At 65.0% G+C, this 23,289-nt stretch carries 20 protein-coding genes and 1 pseudogene; 7 read left to right on the top strand and 14 right to left on the bottom strand.

The window, feature by feature from the left end:
* Positions 1-65: 65 nt before the first annotated feature.
* The 3 genes from NCS02_RS33110 to NCS02_RS33120 all read right to left on the bottom strand — a co-directional run bounded on the left by NCS02_RS33110 (position 66) and on the right by NCS02_RS33120 (position 3,467).
* The gene (locus tag NCS02_RS33110; RefSeq protein WP_250523623.1) at positions 66-2,504 is read right to left on the bottom strand and encodes an ATP-binding cassette domain-containing protein; all 2,439 of its coding nucleotides are present in this window, start codon (positions 2,502-2,504) and stop codon (positions 66-68) included.
* The gene (locus NCS02_RS33115) at positions 2,501-2,800 is read right to left on the bottom strand and encodes a hypothetical protein (RefSeq protein ID WP_175982411.1); all 300 of its coding nucleotides are present in this window, start codon (positions 2,798-2,800) and stop codon (positions 2,501-2,503) included. Before NCS02_RS33115 ends, NCS02_RS33110 begins: the two co-directional genes overlap by 4 nt.
* A gap of 397 nt (positions 2,801-3,197) precedes the next feature.
* Positions 3,198-3,467, bottom strand: coding sequence for a hypothetical protein (locus tag NCS02_RS33120; RefSeq protein ID WP_008345357.1), 270 nt, complete (start codon positions 3,465-3,467; stop codon positions 3,198-3,200).
* A gap of 353 nt (positions 3,468-3,820) precedes the next feature.
* Between NCS02_RS33120 and NCS02_RS33125 the strand changes: the two genes are divergently transcribed.
* Both NCS02_RS33125 and bamA read left to right on the top strand, forming a co-directional pair.
* Entirely contained in the window at positions 3,821-4,210 is a 390-nt protein-coding gene (locus tag NCS02_RS33125; protein ID WP_008345356.1) for a hypothetical protein, read from the top strand.
* A gap of 36 nt (positions 4,211-4,246) precedes the next feature.
* A complete protein-coding gene (gene bamA, locus NCS02_RS33130) occupies positions 4,247-6,541 on the top strand; it encodes an outer membrane protein assembly factor BamA (RefSeq protein ID WP_250520468.1) in 2,295 nt (764 codons plus the stop codon).
* Positions 6,542-6,594: 53 nt separating this feature from the next.
* Here bamA and NCS02_RS33135 read toward each other — a convergent pair whose 3' ends face one another.
* Complete coding sequence (locus NCS02_RS33135; protein ID WP_250437775.1) at positions 6,595-7,347, bottom strand: winged helix-turn-helix domain-containing protein; 753 nt, start codon at positions 7,345-7,347, stop codon at positions 6,595-6,597.
* A gap of 2 nt (positions 7,348-7,349) precedes the next feature.
* A complete protein-coding gene (locus tag NCS02_RS33140; protein WP_051078953.1) occupies positions 7,350-7,643 on the bottom strand; it encodes a DUF2866 domain-containing protein in 294 nt (97 codons plus the stop codon).
* A 206-nt stretch (positions 7,644-7,849) separates the two neighbouring features.
* Between NCS02_RS33140 and NCS02_RS33145 the strand changes: the two genes are divergently transcribed.
* The gene (locus NCS02_RS33145; RefSeq protein WP_250520469.1) at positions 7,850-9,457 is read left to right on the top strand and encodes an ATP-binding protein; all 1,608 of its coding nucleotides are present in this window, start codon (positions 7,850-7,852) and stop codon (positions 9,455-9,457) included.
* Between the two features lie 3 nt (positions 9,458-9,460).
* Positions 9,461-10,153, top strand: coding sequence for a response regulator (locus NCS02_RS33150; protein ID WP_008345351.1), 693 nt, complete (start codon positions 9,461-9,463; stop codon positions 10,151-10,153).
* An 8-nt stretch (positions 10,154-10,161) separates the two neighbouring features.
* Here the strand turns inward: NCS02_RS33150 and NCS02_RS33155 are convergent, their stop codons facing one another.
* Together NCS02_RS33155 and NCS02_RS33160 are read right to left on the bottom strand one after the other, a co-directional pair.
* Positions 10,162-11,466 carry an ATP-binding protein gene (locus NCS02_RS33155; protein WP_250457701.1) on the bottom strand — a complete coding sequence of 435 codons (1,305 nt, stop codon included), beginning with the start codon at positions 11,464-11,466 and terminating at the stop codon, positions 10,162-10,164.
* Positions 11,467-11,477: 11 nt separating this feature from the next.
* The gene (locus tag NCS02_RS33160; protein WP_008345349.1) at positions 11,478-12,197 is read right to left on the bottom strand and encodes a response regulator; all 720 of its coding nucleotides are present in this window, start codon (positions 12,195-12,197) and stop codon (positions 11,478-11,480) included.
* Between the two features lie 387 nt (positions 12,198-12,584).
* Here NCS02_RS33160 and NCS02_RS33165 point away from each other — a divergent pair, with 387 nt between their 5' ends.
* A complete protein-coding gene (locus NCS02_RS33165; RefSeq protein WP_008345348.1) occupies positions 12,585-13,730 on the top strand; it encodes a porin in 1,146 nt (381 codons plus the stop codon).
* 63 nt (positions 13,731-13,793) lie between these two features.
* Here NCS02_RS33165 and NCS02_RS33170 read toward each other — a convergent pair.
* From NCS02_RS33170 to NCS02_RS33180, 3 genes and pseudogenes are all read right to left on the bottom strand, one after another.
* Positions 13,794-14,192: pseudogene (locus NCS02_RS33170) on the bottom strand (fumarylacetoacetate hydrolase family protein); the annotation flags it as partial.
* The gene (locus NCS02_RS33175) at positions 14,135-14,686 is read right to left on the bottom strand and encodes a shikimate dehydrogenase family protein (protein ID WP_250520470.1); all 552 of its coding nucleotides are present in this window, start codon (positions 14,684-14,686) and stop codon (positions 14,135-14,137) included. The pseudogene NCS02_RS33170 and the gene NCS02_RS33175, both read right to left, overlap by 58 nt.
* Entirely contained in the window at positions 14,683-15,981 is a 1,299-nt protein-coding gene (locus NCS02_RS33180) for an acyl CoA:acetate/3-ketoacid CoA transferase (protein WP_250520471.1), read from the bottom strand. Before NCS02_RS33180 ends, NCS02_RS33175 begins: the two co-directional genes overlap by 4 nt.
* Before the next feature lie 128 nt (positions 15,982-16,109).
* Between NCS02_RS33180 and NCS02_RS33185 the strand changes: the two genes are divergently transcribed.
* Both NCS02_RS33185 and NCS02_RS33190 read left to right on the top strand, forming a co-directional pair.
* Entirely contained in the window at positions 16,110-16,451 is a 342-nt protein-coding gene (locus tag NCS02_RS33185) for a helix-turn-helix transcriptional regulator (RefSeq protein WP_250520488.1), read from the top strand.
* Positions 16,451-17,782 (top strand): type II toxin-antitoxin system HipA family toxin, encoded by a 1,332-nt coding sequence (locus tag NCS02_RS33190; RefSeq protein ID WP_250520489.1) that lies wholly within the window; start codon positions 16,451-16,453, stop codon positions 17,780-17,782. The genes NCS02_RS33185 and NCS02_RS33190 overlap by 1 nt, the downstream gene beginning before the upstream one ends.
* A 9-nt stretch (positions 17,783-17,791) precedes the next feature.
* Here the strand turns inward: NCS02_RS33190 and NCS02_RS33195 are convergent, their stop codons facing one another.
* The 4 genes from NCS02_RS33195 to NCS02_RS33210 are packed head-to-tail and all read right to left on the bottom strand — an operon-like array spanning position 17,792 to position 23,269.
* Positions 17,792-19,099 carry a chloride channel protein gene (locus NCS02_RS33195; RefSeq protein ID WP_008345342.1) on the bottom strand — a complete coding sequence of 436 codons (1,308 nt, stop codon included), beginning with the start codon at positions 19,097-19,099 and terminating at the stop codon, positions 17,792-17,794.
* 48 nt (positions 19,100-19,147) lie between these two features.
* Complete coding sequence (locus NCS02_RS33200; protein ID WP_008345341.1) at positions 19,148-19,546, bottom strand: MarR family winged helix-turn-helix transcriptional regulator; 399 nt, start codon at positions 19,544-19,546, stop codon at positions 19,148-19,150.
* Between the two features lie 49 nt (positions 19,547-19,595).
* Positions 19,596-19,997, bottom strand: coding sequence for a hypothetical protein (locus NCS02_RS33205; protein WP_008345340.1), 402 nt, complete (start codon positions 19,995-19,997; stop codon positions 19,596-19,598).
* 11 nt (positions 19,998-20,008) lie between these two features.
* A complete protein-coding gene (locus tag NCS02_RS33210) occupies positions 20,009-23,269 on the bottom strand; it encodes an adenylate/guanylate cyclase domain-containing protein (protein ID WP_250520472.1) in 3,261 nt (1,086 codons plus the stop codon).
* Positions 23,270-23,289: the final 20 nt, after the last annotated feature.

Here is a 23,289-nt window from a genome sequence, read left to right on the forward strand (position 1 = left end):
CGGCTCTTTAATCAACATTTCGTCATTCCAGAAAGACCGGGAAATCGATTCAACGAACTTCTAACTCACGACACTAGCACGATGTCGCACAGAAGCGCGTCCGGCCACTGCGCGCCGGGCAGTTCGCGCAGACGCGCAAGCGCTTCATCGCCCGATGCGCAAGACATGACGCGCGCGCCCACCGATTCGAGCACGGCTTCGAGCGCATCGCGCGCGTCTTCCTGATCGTCGAGCACCATCACGGTGATGCCGGCCAATGCATCGTCATGCGTGGCTTCGGACGCTTGCGGATCGTCGAGCACGGGACGAAGCGGCATCGTCGCGACATACGCGACATGCTCGTCGATATAGCGCACCGTGAAGCCGCCGCCCATTTCGTTCAATGCGGATTCGAGCCGCCGCATCTGCTGCGAAGACAGATCGGCGGGACTCGCGCGCTGACCGATCACCGTGAGATTCGCGTGATTGTCTTCGCGGAACACGCGCAGTTCGATGCGCTCGCCGCGCGCCGCCGAGCTCATGTGCGAACGGCACAGATCGGCCACGATCTGCTGCAGCACGCTGGCATCGCCCGAGACGCGCAAACCCGGATCGCTGATGACCGTGTAGAGATTCACGCCGCGCGTGACGATCTCGTCGTGCAGCGCATCGACCACGCCTGCGACGAGCGCATCCAGTCCGAGCGCCGTCGCGGACACCTTGCGTTGCGCGTGCTTCAGCTCGCCCTGCTGCCATTGCAGCGACCACATGCGCGCGTACACGCCATCGCGCGCGAGCAGTTCGTCGTGCTGTCCCTGCTCGACGATGCGTCCATGCTCCATCACGAGAATCCAGTCGGCATCGACGACAGTGGACAGCCGGTGCGCGATGACGATCGACGTGCGGCCCTCCGCGAGCCTGTCGAGCTCGTTCTGGATCGCGCGTTCGGAGCGCGTATCGAGCGCGGACGTCGCTTCGTCGAACACGATGATGCGCGGATTCTTGAGTATCGCCCGCGCAATCGCGATGCGCTGACGCTCGCCGCCGGAGAGCCGCACGCCGCGCTCGCCGACGCGCGTCTCGTAGTCGTCCGGCAGACGCTCGATGAAACCGTCGAGTTGCGCCGCGCGGGCCGCCCGCGCGATGTCCGCGCGCGTCGCGCCGGGACGCCCATAGCCGATGTTGTAGGCGATCGTGTCGTTGAAGAGCACGGTGTCCTGCGGCACGATGCCGATGGTCGCGCGCAGGCTGTTCTGCGTGACCTGCGAGATGTCCTGACCGTCGATGCGTATCGCGCCCGCCGTCGGCTCGTAGAGCCTGAACAGCAGCTTCACGAGCGTCGACTTGCCCGATCCGCTGCCGCCGACGACCGCGAGCTTCTTGCCCGGATGCGCGCGAAAATCGACATCGCGCAGAATCTGCCGCGCCGGATCGTAACCGAACTCGACATGATCGAACTCGATCTCGCCCGCCGTCACGACGAGCGGCTTCGCGTGCGCTTCATCGACATCCTCGCGCACGCGGCCGCGCGACAGCAGAATGTTGAACATGCGCTCGACGTTGACCATCGCGTCGTTGGTCTCGCGAAACACGAAGCCGAGCGTGTTGAGCGGATTGCACACCTGCACGATATACGCGTTGACGAGCACGAGATCGCCCACGCTCATCGTGCCAGCGACGACGTGTTGCGCCGCGCGCAACATCACCGCCGCAATGCCGATCGTGATGATCGTGCTCTGCCCGACATGCAGCAGCGTGAGCGCGCGCTGATTGGCGATGCGCGCATGCACCCACTGCTCCAGCACGCTCGAAAGACGCCGCGTTTCGATGCTTTCGCTCGCGAAGAACTTCACCGTTTCGTAGTTGAGCAGGCTGTCGACGAGACGGCCGTCCGATTGTGCTTCGAGGCCGTTCACCGCGCGCTGGAAGCGCATGCGAAAGCGCGTGAAGATGACCGTCCACACCGAATACAGGACGAACGTCGCGCCGATGATCGCCATGAATTCCAGCGAATACGCATGCACCATGACCGCGACGATCGTGCCGATCTCGATCATCACCGGCACGATCGTGAAGAGCGATGTGCCGAGCAAAAAGCCGATGCCGTCCGCGCCCTTCTGCACGTCGCGCACGACCGCGCCGGTTTCGCGCCGCGCATGAAAGCGCGCGCCGAGCGCATGAAGATGCGCGAACGTGCGCTCGGTGAACGACGCGACCGTGCGCTGCGTGACGATGCTGAAGACGACGTCGCGCGCTTCGTTGAGCACATCGCCGAGATAGCGCAGCAGGACGTAGGCGAGGACGAGAAAGACCGGAAAGACGACGCTCGATGCGGGATGGCTGAACTCGTCGATGACGCGCTTGAGCATCAGCGGCACCCCGACCACCGCGAGCCGCGCGCCGATCATCAGCGCGACCGCCGCGGCGGTCTGATAGCGCCAGGCCCACACCGCGCGCCACAGATCGGCGCCGATGCGCCTGCGCACACGCGCGCGCTCCTGATCCTCCGTTACGCGGGCCGTCACTCCTTCCAGTCCTTGCGCTTGCCCGCGCCGGGATTCGATGCGCCCTTCGTCGCGGATTGCGCGTTGTTCTTCTGCACGCGCTCTTCTTCCATGCGGCTAAGCGTGGCCGGGTCCGTGCCCGACTGGCCCGCGGCGCCCGCGCCGCCGGCGACACCCGCGGATTTCCCGGATGCCTGGTTTCCCGATGTGGAATGGCCTGGCGGCGCACCGTTTTGCTGGGCGTTTGCGAGCGTGACGCCCGACAGCGAGACGCACGCGAGCGTGTGGATCATTCCCGATCGTAATTTGCGATTCATGGCGTTCTTCCTGCAACAGGGAGTGGTCAGCACTGGTGTGTCGATCAGCAACCCGTGCGCCCGGGACCGCGATGACGGACCGAATGGGAAGCGTCAAGGGGCCTGAATCCAGCATGAACCCACGTCATCATCGGGGCGCCCGAAGGTCTTGTCCGACAGCGAATCGATATCGCCGGAGGCATCTCAGGCTGTTTTGCAATTCGTGAAGCAATGCCATGCACGCTTTACTATTGCAACCGATCTGTCGTAGACGAATCTGACGCTATTCCTGTTCGGAAACTCTACGCTCGAATTGCGTGAGCGTGAGGTCGATCCTCGAGAGAGTCTGCCTATCCATCTTGTCATAGTGGATTGAGATCGAAAAGACTCGACCCAGTACGTTTGCAGGCAATTGCCTTCAATGAGCCTTGCGCGCCGCCTCTTCCAGCCGCAAGGACGATTCGAGAACTTCGCTCGAAGACGTGACGAATTCGCGTGCCCATTGCGTGGCGGCGCGCTCGGCGGCGCTCCGTGTTCCATACGCCACGTTGGTCGGAAAGGTCGCTTTGGGCACTTCGTCGTGCTTTCGATAATCTCGCTGGCGCGAGAACTGTGCGATCGCGGTCCAGCCATCATCCGGTACGTGTTCTGGAATGATCTCGACAAAAAAACCGCTCATGGAGTACATGATGTCCTTCGTTTAAAAGCACATCTGCTGATGCAAGGTCCGAACGCCCGGAGAAACGCCCGACCGTTCGAGCGCTGCCTTGCCGCGCCGCTTTCGACGGCCACGCAATGCACGTTTTTCCAGACATGCGATGTAAATCAGGCATTCGGATAGCCTAGCCCTTATCGAGCAAATATCGGACCGCAGCGCCTAAAAAATCACGCGCATTTCATGATGTGGTTATAGGAAAGCATTCGATTGAATGCGCCGCTTTCTTGGCCGCATCCCGGGCAACATCCGGTAAGAGGCGCGTAACCCAATGCGCGTCGTGCCTTCATAGACTGTGCGCTTTCGATAACCCGCTTCGAACGCACATGCGCCCGGCTCTCACCATCGATTCGCTCGCGAGCTTCCGGCTAAGCGAAGACGGCGGCTATCTCGTCGTCGACGCGCGCTCGGGCTCGTCGGTCGCATTGCATTGCTCCGTCATGCACGAGTTGATCGCCGCGCTCGCGCACGCCATCGCGTGCTCGGAAAGAATCCGCAAGAAAAATCGCGCGGCCAAATTCACGATGCATTGCGCAGGCTGGGAAGTCGCGCTCGATGCGGATGGCACCGGCGCGCTGATTCTCTCCTTCGTCCTTCAGGGCGGCGCGCAGCTCTCCTTTCGCATACGCCGCGAAAGCGCGCTGCAGATCCATGAAGTCATCGGCGCGGCGACCGGCCAGTCCCTGCCTGCCATCGGCGATGCACCGATCCAGTAAGCCCGCGCCGCTCTCTCCACTTTTCCCGATTCCCGCATGAAGCATCACATCTATCGCTCGCTCGCAGTCGCGGCGGGCGCCCTCGTCAGCGCGCACGCGCATGCCGGCAGCAGCTTCATCGTGCGCGACATTCGCGTGGAAGGCGTGAGCCGCGTCGATCCGTCGACGGTCTTCGCCAATCTCAAGATACGGCGCGGCGACACCTTCACCGAGGCGGGAGCCACCGATGCGATCCGCGCGCTCTACGACACCGGCCTCTTCACCGACGTGAGCGTGTCGACCGAAGGCGACGTGCTCGTCGTGCGCGTCGTCGAAGCGGCGGCCATCGCCGGCGTTCAGTTCGCGGGCGTGCATGAATTCGACAAGGACAATTTGTCGAAGGCGTTGAAAGCGGTCGGACTCGCGCCGGGTCAGACCTACAACAAGGCGCTCGCGAACCGCGCGGAACAGGAACTCAAGCGCCAATATCTGATGCGCGGCTTTTACGCCGCCGAAGTCACGACCACGGTGACGCCGCTCGATCGCGGCCGCGTGCAACTGCTTTTCTCGGTCGCCGAAGGACCGAGCGCGAAGATCAGGCAGATCAATTTCCTCGGCAACACCGCATTCGATGAAAAGACGCTGCACGACGAGATGCAGCTCTCCACGCCCAACTGGTTTTCCTGGTACACGAAGAACGATCTTTATCAGAAGGAGAAGCTCACCGGCGATCTGCAAAACCTGCGCTCGTTCTATCTCGATCGCGGCTACCTCGAATTCAGCGTGGAATCGACGCAGGTTTCGATCTCGCCCGACAAGAAGGACATGTATCTGACGATCATGCTGCACGAAGGCAAGCCTTACACCATCACGAGCGTGAAGCTCGCGGGCAATCTGCTCGGGCGCGATGCGGAATTGGCGCGGCTCGTGAGCATCGAGCCGGGCGAGCTGTTCTCGGCTAACAAGCTGCAGCAAGTGACGCAGACGCTCGTCGACAGGCTCGGCGGATACGGCTACGCCTTCGCGAGCGTGAACGCGCAGCCGGACATCGATCAGGCGCATCACACGGTCGCGCTCACGTTGCAGGTCGATCCGGGCAAGCGCGTGTATGTGCGCCGCGTCGAAGTGATCGGCAATACGCGCACGCGCGATGAAGTCGTGCGCCGTGAAATGCGCCAGTTCGAAAGCGCATGGTTCGACAGTCAGGCGCTCAAGCTCTCGAAAGACCGCATCAGCCGTCTCGGCTATTTCACCGATGTCGATGTGACGACCGTGCCCATCGAAGGCGATCCGGATCAGGTCGACGTGCAGATGAAAGTGACAGAGAAACCGACAGGGGCGATCACGCTCGGCGCGGGCTTTTCATCGACGGACAAGGTCGTGCTGTCCGCCGGCGTCACGCAGGACAACGTGTTCGGCTCGGGCACGAGTCTCGGCGTGAACGTCAATACGGCGAAGACGTATCGCACGCTGAGCATCACGCAGACGGACCCGTACTTCACCGTCGACGGCATTCAGCGCATCACCGATGCGTATTACCGGACGACGTATCCGCTCTACTATTCGAGCGATTCGAGCTTTCGTATCGTGAGCATGGGCGTCGACACGAAGTTCGGCATTCCGTTCTCCGAGTCGGACATGGTGTACTTCGGCGCGGGCGTCGAGCAGGATCGCTTCAATACCGATTCGGATACGCCGCAATCGTATCTGGACTACGTGAGCGAGTTCGGCCGTGTGGTGAACAACGTGCCGCTCACGGCGAGCTGGAAGCGCGACCATCGCGACAGCGCGCTGGTGCCGAGCCGCGGCTATTATTTGCAGGCCAACGCGGAAGTGGGCACGCCGCTCGGCAACACCGAGTACTACAAGACCGATTTCACCGCGCAGTATTACCACTCGTTCTCGCGCGGCTTCGTGTTCGGCGTGAACCTTCAGGCGGGCTATGGCTCGGGTCTGGGCGGCAAGTCGTATCCGATCTTCAAGAATTACTACGCGGGCGGCATCGGTTCCGTGCGCGGCTACGAGTCGAGCTCGCTCGGTCCGCGCGACAAGACGACGAACGATCCGATCGGCGGCTCGAAGATGGTCGTCGCCAACATCGAGATGACGTTTCCGTTGCCGGGCACCGGCTACGACCGCACCTTGCGCGTGTTCACCTTCGTCGATGGCGGCAACGTCTGGGGCGACGAAGGCAACAGCACGGGATCGAACGGCCTGCGCTACAGCTACGGCATGGGCCTCGAATGGATTTCGCCGATCGGCCCGCTGAAGCTGAGCCTCGGTTTCCCGATCGTGCATCACAGCGGAGACACGTATCAGAAGTTCCAGTTTCAGATCGGCACCGCGTTTTAAGGCTCTTTACGTGAATCTCCGGCGAAGAGCCCGGCCCGTCCCGGTTCGGCGATCTACGCATGAGCGGGCATGACCGCGCCGAGCTTCGCGCCATTCGGACTGAAGGCGTAGCCGCGCCCGCGTATCGTCTGAATGAGGCGCGGCTCTGCGGGATCGTCCTCGACGATCTGTCGCAAACGGCACACGAGCGCATCGACCGAGCGCTCGGACAGCGCGCAGCCCTGCTCGCTCAACTGACGGGTGAGGCGCAGGCGCGACATCACCGTCATCGGATTGCGCGCGAACAACGCGAGCAGTTCGAGGAGCCTGTCGTGTACGTCGATGGCCACGCGCTTGCGCTTCAGCGTGCGCTTCGCCGGATCGAGCACGAAGTCGCCGAGGCGCAGCTTGCCGTTGCCGGGCGTGACCGGCAATGCACGCCCCGCGCGATGACGCAACAGATTGCGCATCCGCGAAAGAATCTCGCGCTCGTTGCAGGGCAGTTGCACGAAGTCGTCGGCGCCGAGATCGAGACAGGTGATGGCGTCCATCCAGCCGTGCGGCGCGCCGATGACGAGCACCGCGATATCCGGATGCAGCGTGCGCAGATCGCAGAGCACGGCTGCCGTGGGCGTGTCGGTCAGTTCGTTGCTGAGCAGGATCAGCGAAGGCTTCGTGTGCTCGATCTCGACGGCGAGCGTCTCTGCATTCGAGATCGTTCGCATCGCCGGGTAATAGCTCGAAAGAAATGCGCGCAGTTTTTGCCGAACGCCGTCATCCGGCTCGACGATGACGATGCGATGCGGCTCGTGCGTACCGGACATCATCGTTACGCCCTCCGCAGCTTCGGACGGCCGAGCGCGGCCGCATCGAGCGCGACGTGACGTTCGCCGTTGGCGTGCAGGCGCATGCGCTCGCGGATTTCCGGTTCCGTCGCGCTCACATGCACCGCGATGAACGAGCGTTCGCCGCGAAAGTTGATCCATTCGACGACACGGCAGGACGCGCCCCACGGCTGCACGATCGGCGCGGAAAGGCGGCAGCCGCGCAGTTTCGTCGCGGGTTCGTCGGCGATCTGCGCTACATCGGCGGAACTTCGTCCGGGCCAGGATGGGCGCTTCATATCGGCCTCCTTTCGTTCGGTGCGTGGCATGGCGTAACTCCGTGGTTTTCCCTTGAGATTGCCAGCGACGTTAGCGATCAATGCCGCATCCAGCATGGAGAAAAAGTGGAGAAGTCGTGGAGATTCGCGAGGAAACTGCGTGACGAAGGCCGCATCAACTAGAATCGGCCGTCATTCAATCCGCCTGCCACGCGAAGGGTTCCTCATTGAAGTTTCGTTTTGGCATCGCCTCGAAGATCTTTCTGCTCGTGCTGGTCGCGTGTCTCGTCATCACGTTGACGATGGGCTACGCCGTGCGCGTCAGCTTCGAGAACGGCTTTCTGCATTACGTGCGCGAACGCGATGCGGGGCGCGAACGCGCCGTGATGGCGAAGGTCGCGAGCGAGTACGCCGCGCACGGCAACTGGGCGTTCCTGCGCGGCAACGACGACGCATGGCTCGCGCTGCTCGACGACGCACAGGAGCAGTTCGTGCGGCGCGAGATCGAAGACATGCGCGCGACCGTGCCGAGCGCGTGGCGCAGCTTTCCGGGCAGCGGCAGCGTGGCGCGCATCCTCGGGCCGCTCGGCGAGCCGTGGCACGGCCCGCACTGGGGCATGCGTCCTTCGAACGCGTTGCCGAACCCGTCGCCTTTCGCGCCGCCCGAATCCGCACCTCTGCGCGATTCGCTGAATACAGCGCCCGAAATCGAATCGGCGGATCGCGTGCGCGGGCATAGACGGGAACGTCCGCCTGCCGCGCTCTTCGATGCGGATCGCGCGCTCGTCGCATCCACCAACGAGCCGCCGCCGCCGGATGCGCCCGCGTCGCCCGTGCGCGTGCATGGCAAGGTCGTCGGCTGGCTCGCAACCGCCGGGCCGACGCCGCTCACCGACGCCGCCGACATCGCGTTTCAGGCGCAGCAGATGCGCGCGACCTGGCAGATCGGCGGCGTCGCCGTGATACTCGCCGCCGTCGTCGCGATGGTGCTCGCGCGCCTCGTGCTCGTGCCGGTGCGCCGCGTGATGGCCGCGACGCATCGGCTCGCGAGCGGTGACTATTCGATTCGCGTGCCCGCGAAGAATCGCGACGAGCTCGACAAGCTCGCATCGGACTTCAACTCGCTCGCCGATTCGCTGGAGCGCGCGGAACGTTGCCGGCGCGAGTTCATCGCGGACGTGTCGCACGAATTGCGCACGCCGCTCGCCGTGCTGCGCAGCGAACTCGAAGCGATCGAAGACGGCGTGCATGTATTCGATGCCGCATCGCTCGCCTCGCTGCAGACGGAAGTCGCGGCGCTGAACAAGCTCATCGAAGACCTGTACGACCTGTCGCTGAGCGATGTCGGCATGCTGCGCTATCGCAAGGCGCCCGCGCAGGTGAACGCGCTCACGCGCGCGTCCGTCGATGCGATGCGTCAGTCGTTCCGCGCGAAGCGGCTCGCCATCGATGTCGAATGCAGCGATGCGCTCGCCTCCGCCGATGTCGATGTCGACGCCGCGCGTTTCGTGCAATTGCTGAAGAACCTGCTGCAGAATTCCCTGCGCTACACGGATCCGAACGGGCGCGTGCGCGTCGCGCTCGCGGGCGCACCCGACGACTGGACGCTCAACGTGCAGGACTCGTCGCCGGGCGTGCCGACGTCCGCGCTGCCGCATCTCTTCGACCGTTTCTATCGCGTCGACGAATCGCGCAGCCGGCAAAGCGGCGGCGCGGGACTCGGGCTCTCGCTATGCAAGGCGATCGTCACGGCGCATGGCGGCAGCATCCGCGCGGACGATTCGGCGCACGGCGGCGTGTCGATCACCGCGCGCTTTCCTTCCCACCGCGAGTAAGCGATGCCCGTAACTTCTCCCGCCCATGTCCTGATCGTCGAGGACGAGCCGAAGCTGGCCGCCGTGCTCGCCGACTATCTGCGCGTCGCGGGTTACATCGTGACGACGCTCGCCGATGGCGCGCAGGTCATCCCGTTCGTGCGTCAAACGCCGCCTTCGCTGATGCTGCTCGACCTGATGTTGCCGGGCCGCGGCGGACTCGATATCTGCCGCGAATTGCGGACGTTTTCGGAGCTGCCGGTCATCATCCTGACGGCGCGCATCGACGAGATCGATCGTCTGCTCGGACTCGAAACCGGCGCGGACGACTACGTGTGCAAGCCGTTCAGCCCGCGTGAAGTGGTCGCGCGCGTGAAGGCGATCTTGCGTCGCGCGGGCGGCGCGAACGCAACCGCGAGCGGCGCGGCGGCCAGTGCGCTGCAAATCGATCCGCAGTTTCATCGCGTGACGCTCGACGGCCACGAACTGCGCCTCACGCCGATCGAGTTCCGATTGCTGCATCTGCTGCATGTGTCGATGGGCCGAATACTGCCGCGCTCGTTTCTGCTCGATAACGTCTACGCGGATCATCGCGTGGTGACGGATCGCACGATCGACAGCCACATCAAGAATCTGCGCCGCAAGCTGCAGGACGTCCGGCCCGAGGGCGAGATCATCGTCTCGGTCTACGGCGTCGGATACAAGCTCGAAATCTGAGCGAACGTTCAGTTCGATGCGGGCATCGTCACGCGCGCGACCAGGCCCGAAGGCTCGCGATTGATGAGCGCGAGCGTGCCGCCGTGCGAACGCACGATGTCATCGACGATCGACAGCCCGAGGCCCACGCTGCCGGGCCGCTGCGCGCGCGCCGGGTCCAGGCGCACGAACGGCTCGATCACGTCCTGAAGGCGATCGGCGGGAATGCCCGGCCCGTCGTCGGTCACGTCGATCACCACGTTGCCTGCATCGAGCGCCGCCGTCACGACGATCTCCGTGCCGAAGTGAATGGCGTTGTCGATGAGATTCGTGAGCACGCGCTGGATCGCATCCGGCTTGCAGAAGAACGGAATCTGATCCGGCCCGTCGTAGCGGATCGCCGCGCCCGACTCCGCGTATTCGTCGCATAGCGTGCCGAGCAGCGCGCCGAGATCGAGCCACTCTTTTTTCTCCGCGCCCGCATCGCTCGTGAGGAATGCGAGGGCGGAACTCACCATTGTCTGCATCAGATCGATGTCGCGCAGCAGCTTGGCGCGCTCGATCTCTTTCTTCTCGGCGTCGAGCTGCAGGCGCATGCGCGTGAGCGGCGTGCGCAGATCGTGGCTGATCGCGGCGAGCATGCGCGTGCGGCTTTGCATCGAGCGCGCGATGCGTTCCTGCATACGGTTGAACGCATGCGCGGCGCGGCGGATTTCGAGCGGTCCTTCTTCATCGATCGGCGCAACGGTGATGTCGCGGCCGAACGCATCGGCTTTCTCGGACAATCGCCGCAACGGGCGAATCACGCGCGACACCGCCCACGCCGACAATCCCGCGACGCCCACGCACAGAAACGCGAGCGCGCCGAAGAACGGAATCGTGAAGCGATCGGGCTCGCGTTCGTTGCGGTCGGTGCGAATCTCCAGCGTGCGCTGGCCGAGGGGAATCAGCACTTGAAGATTCTGCGTCGGCTGACGCGCATCGCACGTTCGCACCGTCAGCGCCGCGCCCGCGTGCAGTTCCGCTCTGAGCGCGGCTTCGAGATCGTGCGTGTCGAGCGTCGAGCCTTTGCAGATGACGGCATCGTCGACGAGCTTCGCCGTCATGCGCGCGCGACCGGCGGCGGCCAGCACGCGCACGCGGTCCGCGTCGGGCGTCGCGCTCAGCATGTCCACCAGCGCGACGATGCGATACGACGTCTGCCACGGCCACGGCGGGCTCGGCGGCGCGCCGGGATAGAACAGCAACACGATGAAGAGCAACAGCGTCGCCGCCGACGAGCCCGCGACGATCGCGAGAATCTGCCCGAGCGTGGTCGCGAAAACGCGCGGCATCAGGCGGCGCATCACTGGGCGGTCACTTCGGGCTGGAACGCGTAACCGTCGGCGCGCACGGTTCGGATCGGATCATCGAGCGGATCGTCGCCCGCGAGCTTGCGGCGCAGCCGGCTCACGAGCAGATCGACGGAGCGCGTCGCGATCGGGAAGTTTTTGCCGCGCGTGAGACGGATGAGTTCTTCGCGCGATAGCACTTGCCGCGGATGCTGGCACAGCACGAGCAGCAAGTCGGTTTCGGCGCCCGTCAACGGCACGCGCAAGCCGGCGGGCGAGCGTAGAAAGCGCCGGTACGGATAGAACGTGAAGCCGGAGAACGTCATCACGATTTCGCTTGCCGGCGCGCGCGCGGCGGCCTCGTTCGTCTGGCCGCGGCGCAACACGACGCGGATGCGCGCGAGCAGCTCGCGCAGATCGAACGGCTTCGACACGTAATCGTCCGCGCCGAGTTCGAGGCCGACGACCTTGTCGGTCGGTTCGGACAGCGCGGTCAGCATGATGATGGGCGGCCCGCCCGATGCACGCACCCGACGGCAGAAGCTCAGGCCGTCTTCGCCGGGCAGCATCACGTCGAGCAGCACGAGGTCGAAGCCGCCGCGCGCGAGCAGTTCGTGTCCGGCTTCCGCGCTTCCGGCGACCTGCACGCGAAAGCCCTTGCCGCGCAGATAATCCGCGAGCGATTCGCTGATTTCCGGGTCGTCTTCCACGAGCAGCAGTTGAGATTCGTTCACTTCGTTGCACCGGTTCGAGAGCGGGCGGCGTCGCGCCTCAAGACGAGATTGTCCATCAATCCGGACCTCAACTTCATGTCAATCCGGACACACTCGGCCATCTTACTCAGTACGCGGATGTCGCGCGCAGACCACAACGTCCTTCCGATTCGCACAAGGCATTACCGCAGGTAATCGCGATTCGCGCCGCATTGCGGCATCGCGCGCACGCGAACGCATTGATGCTCAAGGGATTCCTCTTTCGCTGTGCTCCGCAGGCGCACGCGTTACACAACATTCGGTAACTCGCGTCCAACGAAAGCACGTCATGTGCCGTGATTTAATCCGCCGTCCGATGCGTCGACCGATCGATCGGAAAGAACCTCAAGCTCTCTTGGAGATACCACAGTGAAGAAATCCCTATTCACGCTGAGCGCGCTGGCCGCGCTCGGCACCGTCGCCGGCACGGCGCACGCGCAAAGCAGCGTGACGCTCTATGGCCTCATCGACGCGGGCCTCACCTACACGAACAATCAGGGCGGCGCGCATAACGTTCAGGCGACGAGCGGCGCCGTCAACGGCAGCCGCTGGGGCCTGCGCGGAACGGAAGATCTCGGCGGCGGCCTGAAGGCGATCTTCACCCTCGAAAGCGGCTTCAGCATCATGAACGGCAAGCTCGGCCAAGGCGGACGCGAGTTCGGCCGTCAGGCGTTCGTCGGACTGTCGAGCGATCGCGCGGGCGCACTCACGCTCGGCCGTCAGTACGATTCCGTCGTCGATTATCTCGGCCCGCTCGCACTCACGGGCACGCAATACGGCGGCACGCAGGCCGCGCACCCGTTCGACAACGACAACCTCGACAACTCGTTCCGCGTCAGCAACTCCGTGAAGTACCAGAGCCTGAACTACGGCGGCTTCAAGTTCGGCGGCCTGTATGGCTTCTCGAACGATGCGGGCGGCTTCGCGACGAATCGCGCGTATAGCGTGGGCGCATCGTACAACTACGGTCCGTTGAACGTAGCGGCGAGCTACATGCAGCTGAACAACGCGGGCGCGACGCTGAATTCGAGCGGCGCAGTCAGCGATGACGCCACGTTCAGCGCAAGCCGTCAGCGCACGTTCGGCGCGGGCCTGAGCTACACGTTCGGCGCGGCGCAAGCGGGCTTCGTCTTCACGCAGACGCGACTCGACGGCGCGACGGGCATCGGCGCATCGGCATCGGGCACGACCAACGGCATCACGCTCGATGGCGGCAGCGCGCGCTTCACCAACTACGAAGTGAACGGCCGCTACAACCTGACGCCCGCGTGGTCGGTGTCGGGCGCGTACACCTTCACCGACGGCCATCTCGAAGGCGTCGATCCGAAGTGGAATCAGTTCAGCCTGCAAACGGCGTACGCGCTGTCCAAGCGCACCGACGTGTATCTGCAAGGCGTGTATCAGCACGTGAGCGATACGGGCGATTCGGGCATCACGGCGGCGATCAACGGACTGTCGGCATCGTCGACGAACAGCCAGGTCTCGGCGACCGTGGGCTTGCGTCACCGCTTCTGATCGAAGCGTGAGCGAACGGCGGACGCGTATGTCCGCCGTTTTTGCGTCGCATGGGTTGCGGCGTTACTGATCGTCCCAGCGCGCGACGGTCTGTTCCTGAACGCCGAGCCCTTCGACGGATAGCTTCATCACGTCGCCCGGTTTCAGGTATTGCTCGGGCTTCATGCCGAGGCCGACGCCCGGCGGCGTGCCCGTCGTGATGACATCGCCCGCTTCGAGCACGACGAACTGGCTGATGTACGAAACGAGCTTGCTGATCGGAAAGATCATGTCGGACGTCGATGAGTTCTGGATGCGCTTGCCGTTCAGTTCGAGCCACAGCGGCAGATTCTGCACGTCGCCGAGTTCATCGGGCGTGACGAGCCACGGACCGAGCGGACCGAAGGTGGGCGCCATCTTGCCTTTCACCCATTGACCGCCGTGTTCGAGCTGGAACGCGCGCTCGGACACGTCGTTGCAGACTTCGCGCGATCGATATCGCAGAGCGTGATGTGCGCGACGCCTGCATCCGCGAGCGATACCGCGATCGCCGCGCCCGCGCCGCCGCATCCGAGCACGAGCGCGCGCTTCGCTTTCACGTCGTGGCCCTTCGCGAGCAGGCCGCGCACGAAACCTTCGCCGTCGAACATGTCGGCGTGCCAGCGGCCTTCGTCATCGCGACGCAAAGCGTTCGCCGCGCCGATGCGCCGTCCGCGCGAATGCACTTCATCGGCGATGGCGAGCGCACGTGTCTTGAACGGCGACGTCACGAGCAGGCCGTCGAGGTTCTTCAGGCGCAGCAGCGCGGGCAGAACCGCATCGATCTCGCTTGCCTCGATGTGCATCGGCACGAGCACCGCATCGATGCCCGCGTCGGCGAACTTGCGCGTATAGACTTCGGGCGAGCGCACCTGCGCGATCGGATCGCCGATGATGCCGTACAAGCGCGTGCGCCCCGTGATCGACGCGGCACTCATGCGCGGCTCCCGTACCACTCGGCGATGCGTTGCGAACGATGCCTACGTTCCCGGGCCACCGTTTCATCCTTGATGCCCATGAGTTGCGGCGCGAAGATGCGCGCGTCCATCTCGTGCACGTCGGTGGCGATGGCTGGACGGAAATCCATCTGCGCGAAGACATCGCGTTCGATATCGATGCCCGGCGCGACTTCGATCAACTCCAGCCCTTTATCGCCGACACGAAACACCGCGCGCTCGGTGATGAACAACGCGGAATTGCCGCGCTCGCGCGCGAGCGGCGCGCTATAGCAGATCTGTTCGAGCGAACGCACGAATTTGCGATGCCTGCCTTCCTGCACGATCCGCGTCTTGCCGTTCTCCCATTGCACGTCGAGCCCGCCCGCGGTGAGCGTGCCGCTGAAGATCACGCGCTTCGCGTTCTGGCTGATGTTGATGAACCCGCCGACGCCGACGATCTTGTCGCCGAAGCGGCTGATGTTCACGTTGCCGTGCGCGTCGACTTCCGCGAACGAGAGGAACGCGAGATCGAGACCGCCACCATCGTAGAAGTCGAATTGCGACGGCTGCTCGATCATCGCGGCGAAGTTCTGCGCGCCGCCCGAATCGCGGCCTGTGATGGGCGCACCGCCGATCAGCCCTTGCTCGTTGGTGAGGATCACCGAGTCGAGCAGGTCTTCTTCCGCGGCGACGGTCGAGAGTCCCGTCGAAATGCCTGCGCCGAGATTGCACACGGCATGCGGATACAGCTCCATCGCCGCGCGCCGCACGATCACCTTGCGCGGGCCGAACGGCAGCGGACGAATCTCCGAAAGCGGCACGCGCAATTCGCCGGCGTAGCTCGGATCGTAATCGGTCGCGTAAGTCTGACGCTGCTCCGGCTCGACGACGACGAAGTCCACGAGAATGCCGGGGATCTTCACTTGCTTGGGCGGCAGCGTGCCGCGCCGCGCCATGCGTTTCACCTGCACGACGACGATGCCGCCCGCGCGCCGCGTCGCCTGCGCCATCGCGAGCATCTCGCCGAGCACGGCTTCCTGTTCCATCGTGACGTTGCCGTCTTCGTCGGCGGTGGTGCCGCGCAGGAACGCGATATCGATCGGGAACGGCTTGAAGCGCAGCCATTCCTCGCCGTCGATATGCATCAGCTCGACGAGCATCTCTTCCGTCGACGGACTCTGACGCGCGCCCTGCTGACGCGGATCGACGAACGTGCCGAGCCCGGTCTTCGTGATGAGGCCGGGACGCCCGCCCGCCATTTCGCGCATCAGTTGCGACCTTGACGATGAGGCCATTGGGACAAACCCAAAGGACGAGGTATCGACGGGGCACGCATCGATTTACAGGCTATGATCTGTTTTAATGCTTAACAACTCAAAGGCTGTAAAATGGCTTTACAGATCAGAACCTGTAGGAGCACGCGATGGACTATTCGCTGAAAACACTGAGCCAGCTCAGGCCGATCCTGATCGGCTTTCGCAAGGCGGCGGGCCTTACGCAAGCGGCGGTCGCGGCGCGTCTCGGCGTTACGCAGCAGACGTACGCGCAACTCGAAGCCAATCCGGCAGCAGTGAGCGTCGAACGTCTCTTCAAGGTTCTACGCGTGCTCGACGTGGAACTCGCGCTCACGCGAGCGGAAAAGGCGAGCGAAGCCACGCCGATACACCCGCCGCCGCCCATCGCGGCCAAGGCCACCGCCGCGCGCCCGGCACGCAAGCGCGCCCCGGCCGCCGCTGCGGCCTCGAAGAAACGGGAGAACTGGTAATCATGGCGCGCCGCACGCAATCCGGCCGACTCGACCTGTGGATGAACGGCCTGCCCGTCGGGCATTGGGAAACAGGCGCGGCCGGCGAACGCCTCGTCTATCGCGACGACTGGATCGCCGATCCTCAAGGCCGTCCGCTATCGCTGTCGCTGCCCTTCACGCCGGGCAATCAGCCGTGGCGCGGGCAAGTCGTCACCGACTTCTTCGACAATCTCCTGCCCGATAGCGAGCCGATCCGCCGCCGCATCGCCACGCGATTCCGCACCGGCGGCACGGCGCCGTTCCAGTTGCTCGCGCAGTTGGGCCGCGATTGCGTCGGCGCCCTTCAAATGCTGCCGCCCGGCGAAGCGCCCGTCGATCTCGACACCATAAAAGGCCGTGCGCTCACCGCATCGCAGATCGCGCGTCTGTTGCGCGAGACCACATCGGCGCCGCAACTCGGCCAGCACGAAACGGTCGACGACCTGCGCCTGTCCATCGCCGGGGCGCAGGAAAAGACCGCGCTTCTGCGTCACGGCAAGCGCTGGCTTCTGCCCGAAGGCAGCACGCCGACCACGCATATCTTCAAGCTGCCGCTCGGGCTCGTCGGCAACATGCGCGCCGACATGCGTACATCGGTCGAGAACGAATGGCTCTGCTCGAAGATCGTCGCGGCGTTCGGCCTGCCCATCGCGCGATGCGAAATGGAACGCTTCGACGATCAGAAGGTGCTCGTCGTCGAGCGCTTCGATCGCCGTCTGTCGAGCGACAAATCGTGGATCCTGCGCCTGCCGCAAGAGGACATGTGTCAGGCCACCGGCACGCCAGCGCTGCTCAAGTACGAGTCGGACGGCGGTCCCGGCATCGAACGGATCATGGAGGTGCTCGCCGGATCGACGCACGCCGCACAGGACCGTCTTCGCTTCTTTCGCACGCAGATGATCTTCTGGATACTCGCCGCCACCGATGGTCACGCGAAGAACTTCAGCATCGCGCATCTGCCCGGCAACCGGTATGAATCGACGCCGCTTTATGACGTGCTCTCGGCGCATCCGGTCATCGGTACGCGGCCCAATCAATTCGCCGCGCAACGCGTGCGCCTCGCGATGGCCGTGCGCAGCAAGAACGCGCACTATCTGATCGGCGAGATTCAGCGGCGGCACTGGATCGCGCAGGGGCGGCGCGTCGGCCTTGCCGCGAACGATGTCGAAACGATGATCGATGAACTCGGCGCGCGCACGCCGCACGTCATCGACGAAGTGGCCGCACGCTTGCCACGCGATTTCCCGATGGACGTCGCCGAGACGATCTTCGACGGCATGCGCCGCCTCGCGCGCAAGCTCGCATCGTGACGCGCGGCGTCACTTGCCCATGTACTTCTGCGCGAGCGCTTCGTAGAGCGGCGGTGCGAACAGCTTCGACACCTGGCTCGCAATCAGCGCGGTGGCCATCAGCGACAGCACGAGCGCGTGACCGTTGATCATCTCGATGACGATCACGAACGCCGTGATCGGACTCTGCGTGACGGCGGCGAGATAGCCGACCATGCCGAGCGCGATCAGCATCGGCAATTCCATGTTGCCGAACACGAGATGCAGCGCATTGCCGATGCCCGCGCCGATCGCGAGCGACGGCGCGAAAAGTCCGCCCGGCGCGCCCGGCAGATACGACCCGACCATCGACGCCATTTTCAGCAACGGATAGCTCGCGCCGACTTCCGTGTGGCCTTCGAGCATGCCGCGCGCTTCCGCATAGCCACTGCCGAAGGTATGGCCGCCCGCCACCACGCCGATGACCGCGATGACGAGCCCGCACGCCGCGCCGAACGCCACCGGATGCGTCTGACGCCAGCTCGCGAGACGGCCCGGCATCCAGCGCTCCGTGTTGAGCAACAGCCAGCAGAAGATGCCGCCCGCGATGCCCGTCACCACGCCGAGCAAAACGACGGCGAGCGCGAGCGATTCGGGGAAGTGTCCGGTGAGATCGATCGTGCCGAAGTAGACGTAGTTGCCTTGCAGCGCGAGCGAAACGATGCCGGCAAAGATGATCGCCGTAATCAGCACGCCGCTCGTGCGCTGCTCGAAGCTGCGCGTGAGCTCTTCGATGGCGAACACCACGCCGGCGAGCGGCGCATTGAACGCCGCCGACAATCCCGCAGCCGCACCCGCGAGCGCGAGATTGCGTTCCAGCGCGCCGCCGCGCATGTTGCGCAAGCGTGTGGGATAGAAGCGGCGCAAGCTGAACATGAGCGCCGCGCCCACATGGATGGTCGGCCCTTCGCGCCCGATGGTGAAGCCGCCGAGAATCGACAGAAACGATATGGCGATCTTGCCGACGAGAATGCGCAGCGTGAGCAAGCGCGGCCCGAGCTCGCGCTTGTCGTGCAGCATCGCGATGACCTGCGGAATGCCGCTGCCTTCGGAGCCGGGAAAGAAGCGGCGCGTCAGCCAGACAGCGAGCGCGCCGATCGCGGGCGTGAGCAGCAGCGGCAACCACCAGTAGACGGCGACGACGCGCAGAAAAGCGTCGTACCCGAAGTCGATCAGCCGTGCATACATGACCGCGACGAGCCCGGTCGCGATCGCGCCGAGCCAGAACACGCCGTAATGCAGCCACAGTCTGCGCGCGCGCAGGATGGTGCGCCGGTCGATGAATCCAGGAATGTGCATCGGGGAAGCCGCCTAAAATTTAAGGCACATTGTGACATAAAAGTTGCATCACACTTCCTGCGGACCGAACACCCAGCCGAACGATCCATAGTGCGCCTTGTGTTCTGCAGCGAGCCTGAGCAGGCACCGCTCGCCCTTCGCGGTGAGGTGAACCTGCACTTGACGGCGATCGGTTTTGTCGGTTTTGCGCGTGACGAGTCCCGCCGTCTCGCATCGCGACACCAGCGCCGCGGTGCCGTTCGGCGCGGCCTGCAGCCGCTCCGCGAGCTCGCCCACGGTGGCCCAGCGCCGTTCGGGAAATCCGCGTACATGCAGAAGCAACTGGTACTGAAGCGTCGTGATGCCGGCCGCGTTGCAGACTTCCTCCGACACGCGCAGGAACTTGCGCAGCTCGTAACGGAAGCTCGACATCGCTTCCAGGTCCTGCTTGTTGATGCTCGATGACATTGGCGATCCTGATTCGAGATTGGCTTGCTCGCGGATCATACGACGCCGGCTACCCGAACACGCGTCGCCACGCCACCCGAAGGCGCCGCGCGCGGTCCTCGAACAGATACGAAGCGAGCAGCGCGAGAAGCATGGAGACGGCGCCCGTCAGCACATGCTCGACGTAAGGCAGACGATAGTGGCCCGGATGCGCATACGCATCGCCGATCGCGGTGAGCACGCCGACGAGCGCTGCATTGCCGTACCGGTTTCCGTAGAGTTTCGCGGCGGGCGTGAAGGTCAGAAGCAGCGCGAGCAGTCCGGTCAGAAGCCCGGTCTTGAACGCCACCATCCAGTGCGCGGCGCTGGCGATATTGCCCCAGCTGCCGGGCATGCACGTCATGCATGCGCTCGTCGGCTGCCAGAAGCGTTGAACGAAGACCTTGATTCGACGCGTCCATTCGTTCCACATGATCGCCGTCCTCATCGACGCAGCGCGTCATCGATTGCTGCGAGCGCGTAAAGCAAGCCGCGCTTCCTGCCCTCTTGCGCGAGCCGCTGTAGCGCATCCGTCGACGCCGCTTTCCGGTCGCCCTTGCCATGCGCGACGAGCGCGCGCGCCCGCGCCACGACGAATGCCGAAAACGGCGATGGCTCGCGTCGCGCGTAATCTTCGAGCGCCGCAGCGTGATGCGCGGCCGCGTCCAGAAGTCCGCGATCGAGGCACGCGTCTATCGCGTCGCGCCGAAAGAGAAAGTGGTTGTGGCTCACCGCGCCGCTGGCGAGCAGAGCTTCGCCTTCGGCGAGCGCGCTGTCGAAGACCGCGACGTCGTCCGTCGAACGCGCCAGCACGCCGAGATACGCGGCGCCCAGATACGTCATGCCGGTCTCGCGGCTGATCGACAGCGCCTCTTCGATATCGTCGAGCGCGTCGCGCCGGCGTCCCGCGACACGATGCAATTCCGCGCGCAACGCGAGCGCCTCGCCTTCGAAGCGCCTCGATTTCAGTTCGCGCGCACAGCGCAGCGCCGGGCCGACATGCTCCCACGCGCGATCCCACTGCGCGAGATCGTGCAGGCAGTGAAACGCCGCATGATGCGCAACCGCGAGCGCCCGCAATTGCCCGACCTTCTCCGCCGCGGCCACACTCGCGAGCGCCGCATCGAGCCCCGCGTTCGCCGCGCCCGCGAACCATGCGGTAATCGCGTGCATCGGCAGATTGGCGACTTCGATCCGTCCGAATCCGTGGCGCCGGCACAGCTCGATGCAGCGGCTGAAGGCGTCGTTCGCGCTGATCATCCGTCCGCGCATGTACTGCGCGTCGCCGATTCCGCCGAGCGCGGCGGCCTCCAGTTCCGCGTCGCCCGCTTGCTGCGCGAGCGCGAGGCTGCGTTCGTGTTCGCGCACGCAGCCTTCGATATCGCCGCGCGGAAAACACAGGTTGCCGCGCAGGAAATGGATGCGCGCTTCCTCGCGCAGCAGTCCTTGCGCGGCCGCGGCCGATGCGGCGCGATTCAGATCGGCCCACGCGCCATCGAGATCGTCGATGACGCGCTTCACCGTCGCGCGCCCGATCCACGCGTGACAGCGCGCCGTGTCGGTCGTGGCGAAGCCGAGCGCGGTTTCGAACGCCGCGAGCGCCGATGTCATGTCGCCCGCGTCGTGCAGGATCGTGCCGCGCAGGCATTCGAGCGCGGCGCGGTCGCTGTCCGCATCCGCGATTTCGAGCCCGCGCGCGACGAGCCGAAGCGCCGCTTCATGCCGATACGCCGACGCCTGCACGCGCGCCGCGTCGCAATAGGCGAGCGCCGCTGCGCGATCCGCGGCGCGATCGAGATGCTCGGCGCGCAGAACCGGATCGCGCTCGCCGAACCACTGCGCCGCGCGACGATGCAACGCGCGGCGACGGCTTTTCAGCAGCCCGTCGTAGATCGCGTCGCGGACCAGCGCGTGGTGGAAGATGAAGCCGGCGCCCTGGCGTCGCACCAGGCGATCCATCGACGGCGATTCGAGCGCGGCGCCCGCGCCGGTTTCATCGACGAGAAAATCGACTGCATCCTTCTCGACGAGCTGCCCGAGCACCGACGCCGCCTGCAAAGCGGTCTTGCCGGCGGAATCGAGCCGGTCGAGCCGCGCCTGCACGAGACTGCGCACCGAGCCGGGCACGCCGGATTCCGCGCCGTCCTGCGCGTGGTTCAGCAACTGTTCGAGAAACAGCGGATTGCCCGCCGCCCGCGCGATGCAGCGCTCCGCGAGATCCGCCGTCGCGCCGGGAAACGATTCGGCCATGACGCGCGCCTCGCTTGCGCTCAACGGTCCGAGATCGATGAGCGAATACGGCGCGCCGTGCGCGGCGTGCCAGGACGCGTCGAAGGTTTCGGATAACGGGCGCGCGGTCAGTACGAGCACGGCCGCGCAATCCGCCGCCGTCGCGGATAGCGCCGCGAGGTCCGCCAGCGTCGGCGCATCCGACCAGTGAATGTCTTCGACGGCAAGAACCCGCGGATGCCGGCCGCTCGCGCGACGAACGAGCCGCGCCACGACATCGCGCCGGCCGCGAACGCGCATCGCGTTGTCCATTGCCTCGAAGACCGTGCGATCCGCGAGCGGCATGGGCATGTCGAGCAGGTCTTCGAGAAAGAGCGCATCGCCTTCATCGATCGAACCGGCGGCGATCGCCTGGGCGATGCCCTGCCCTATCGTTGCGTCATCGTTCGGATCGTCGAGCGCGAGCAGTCCGCGCACGAGCGATTGAATCGCGCCTCGTCCGGTCGCCGCGCCGAAGTCGAGCACGAGCCCGCCGTGACAGACGAATCCCGCATCCCGCGCGGCGCTTTCGAACGCTTCGACGAGGCGCGTCTTGCCGATGCCCGCCTCGCCGCGCAGCACGATCGTGCGTCCATGGCCCGTCGCGCGGCACGAGCCGAGCACGGTCCGGAACGCGAGCAGATCTTCGCAGCGGCCGACCATCGGCCGGATCGGCGGCGCGTGTCGAATGCCGGCGATGCGCCATGCCGGAACCGGATCGGCGAATCCCTTGACGGACAGCGCGCCGCGTTCGACGCAATCGAGACGCTCGGCCAGATGACGCCGCACGGCCTCCGATACGAGGATTTCTCCGGTGCCGGCCGCGTCCGTGAGACGCGACGCGAGATTGACGGTGTCGCCGGTGACGGTGTACGCCCGATGCGTCGCGCTGCCCGTGCCGCTCGCGACGACCTCGCCGCCCGCAATGCCGATGTGCACGCAAACCGCGCGACCGAGCGCGCGCGACAGGCCGGGCATCGCGTCGTCGATTGCGAGCGCGGCGCGCACGGCGCGTTCGGCATCGTTTCCATGCGAGACCGGCGCGCCGAAGACCGCCATCACCGAGTCGCCGACGTGCTTGTCGACATGGCCGCCATGCAGCTCCACGATGCGATCGACCTGCTCGAAGTATCGATCGAGCACGTCGAGCACTTCTTCCGCGTCGATTTCCCGGCTCATCTGCGTGAAGCCGCACAGGTCGGCGAAAAGCACGGCGACTTGCCGCCGCTCTCCTTCATCGCCCGGTTTGATGGACGCATGCGGCAGTCCGGCCAGCGCATGGAGCAGCTTGCGCCGATGCCCGACCGGCGCGACGCCGAGTTCCTTCAGGTCGTCGGCGGTGAGATTGCGCAGCACGTCGGCGTCGATGGCGTTCTCGCGAAACACCGGCTCGTACCGTTCCATTCCGAGGCTGCGCAGCCAGGCGGCGACGTCCACGATCTCTCCTGGGCGGAAGA

The sequence above is a fragment of the Caballeronia sp. NCF2 genome (assembly GCF_023631205.1).
GTDB lineage: Bacteria > Pseudomonadota > Gammaproteobacteria > Burkholderiales > Burkholderiaceae > Caballeronia > Caballeronia zhejiangensis.

Bases quoted from the DNA above. Each gene is read 5' to 3' on its own strand.
- NCS02_RS33115 (WP_175982411.1), bottom strand. From the start codon at position 2,800: ATGAATCGCAAATTACGATCGGGAATGATCCACACGCTCGCGTGCGTC.
- NCS02_RS33120 (WP_008345357.1), bottom strand. From the start codon at position 3,467: ATGTACTCCATGAGCGGTTTTTTTGTCGAGATCATTCCAGAACACGTA.
- NCS02_RS33125 (WP_008345356.1), top strand. From the start codon at position 3,821: ATGCGCCCGGCTCTCACCATCGATTCGCTCGCGAGCTTCCGGCTAAGC.
- bamA (WP_250520468.1), top strand. From the start codon at position 4,247: ATGAAGCATCACATCTATCGCTCGCTCGCAGTCGCGGCGGGCGCCCTC.
- NCS02_RS33135 (WP_250437775.1), bottom strand. From the start codon at position 7,347: ATGATGTCCGGTACGCACGAGCCGCATCGCATCGTCATCGTCGAGCCG.
- NCS02_RS33140 (WP_051078953.1), bottom strand. From the start codon at position 7,643: ATGAAGCGCCCATCCTGGCCCGGACGAAGTTCCGCCGATGTAGCGCAG.
- NCS02_RS33150 (WP_008345351.1), top strand. From the start codon at position 9,461: ATGCCCGTAACTTCTCCCGCCCATGTCCTGATCGTCGAGGACGAGCCG.
- NCS02_RS33155 (WP_250457701.1), bottom strand. From the start codon at position 11,466: ATGCCGCGCGTTTTCGCGACCACGCTCGGGCAGATTCTCGCGATCGTC.
- NCS02_RS33175 (WP_250520470.1), bottom strand. From the start codon at position 14,686: ATGAGTGCCGCGTCGATCACGGGGCGCACGCGCTTGTACGGCATCATC.
- NCS02_RS33180 (WP_250520471.1), bottom strand. From the start codon at position 15,981: ATGGCCTCATCGTCAAGGTCGCAACTGATGCGCGAAATGGCGGGCGGG.
- NCS02_RS33185 (WP_250520488.1), top strand. From the start codon at position 16,110: ATGGACTATTCGCTGAAAACACTGAGCCAGCTCAGGCCGATCCTGATC.
- NCS02_RS33195 (WP_008345342.1), bottom strand. From the start codon at position 19,099: ATGCACATTCCTGGATTCATCGACCGGCGCACCATCCTGCGCGCGCGC.
- NCS02_RS33200 (WP_008345341.1), bottom strand. From the start codon at position 19,546: ATGTCATCGAGCATCAACAAGCAGGACCTGGAAGCGATGTCGAGCTTC.
- NCS02_RS33205 (WP_008345340.1), bottom strand. From the start codon at position 19,997: ATGTGGAACGAATGGACGCGTCGAATCAAGGTCTTCGTTCAACGCTTC.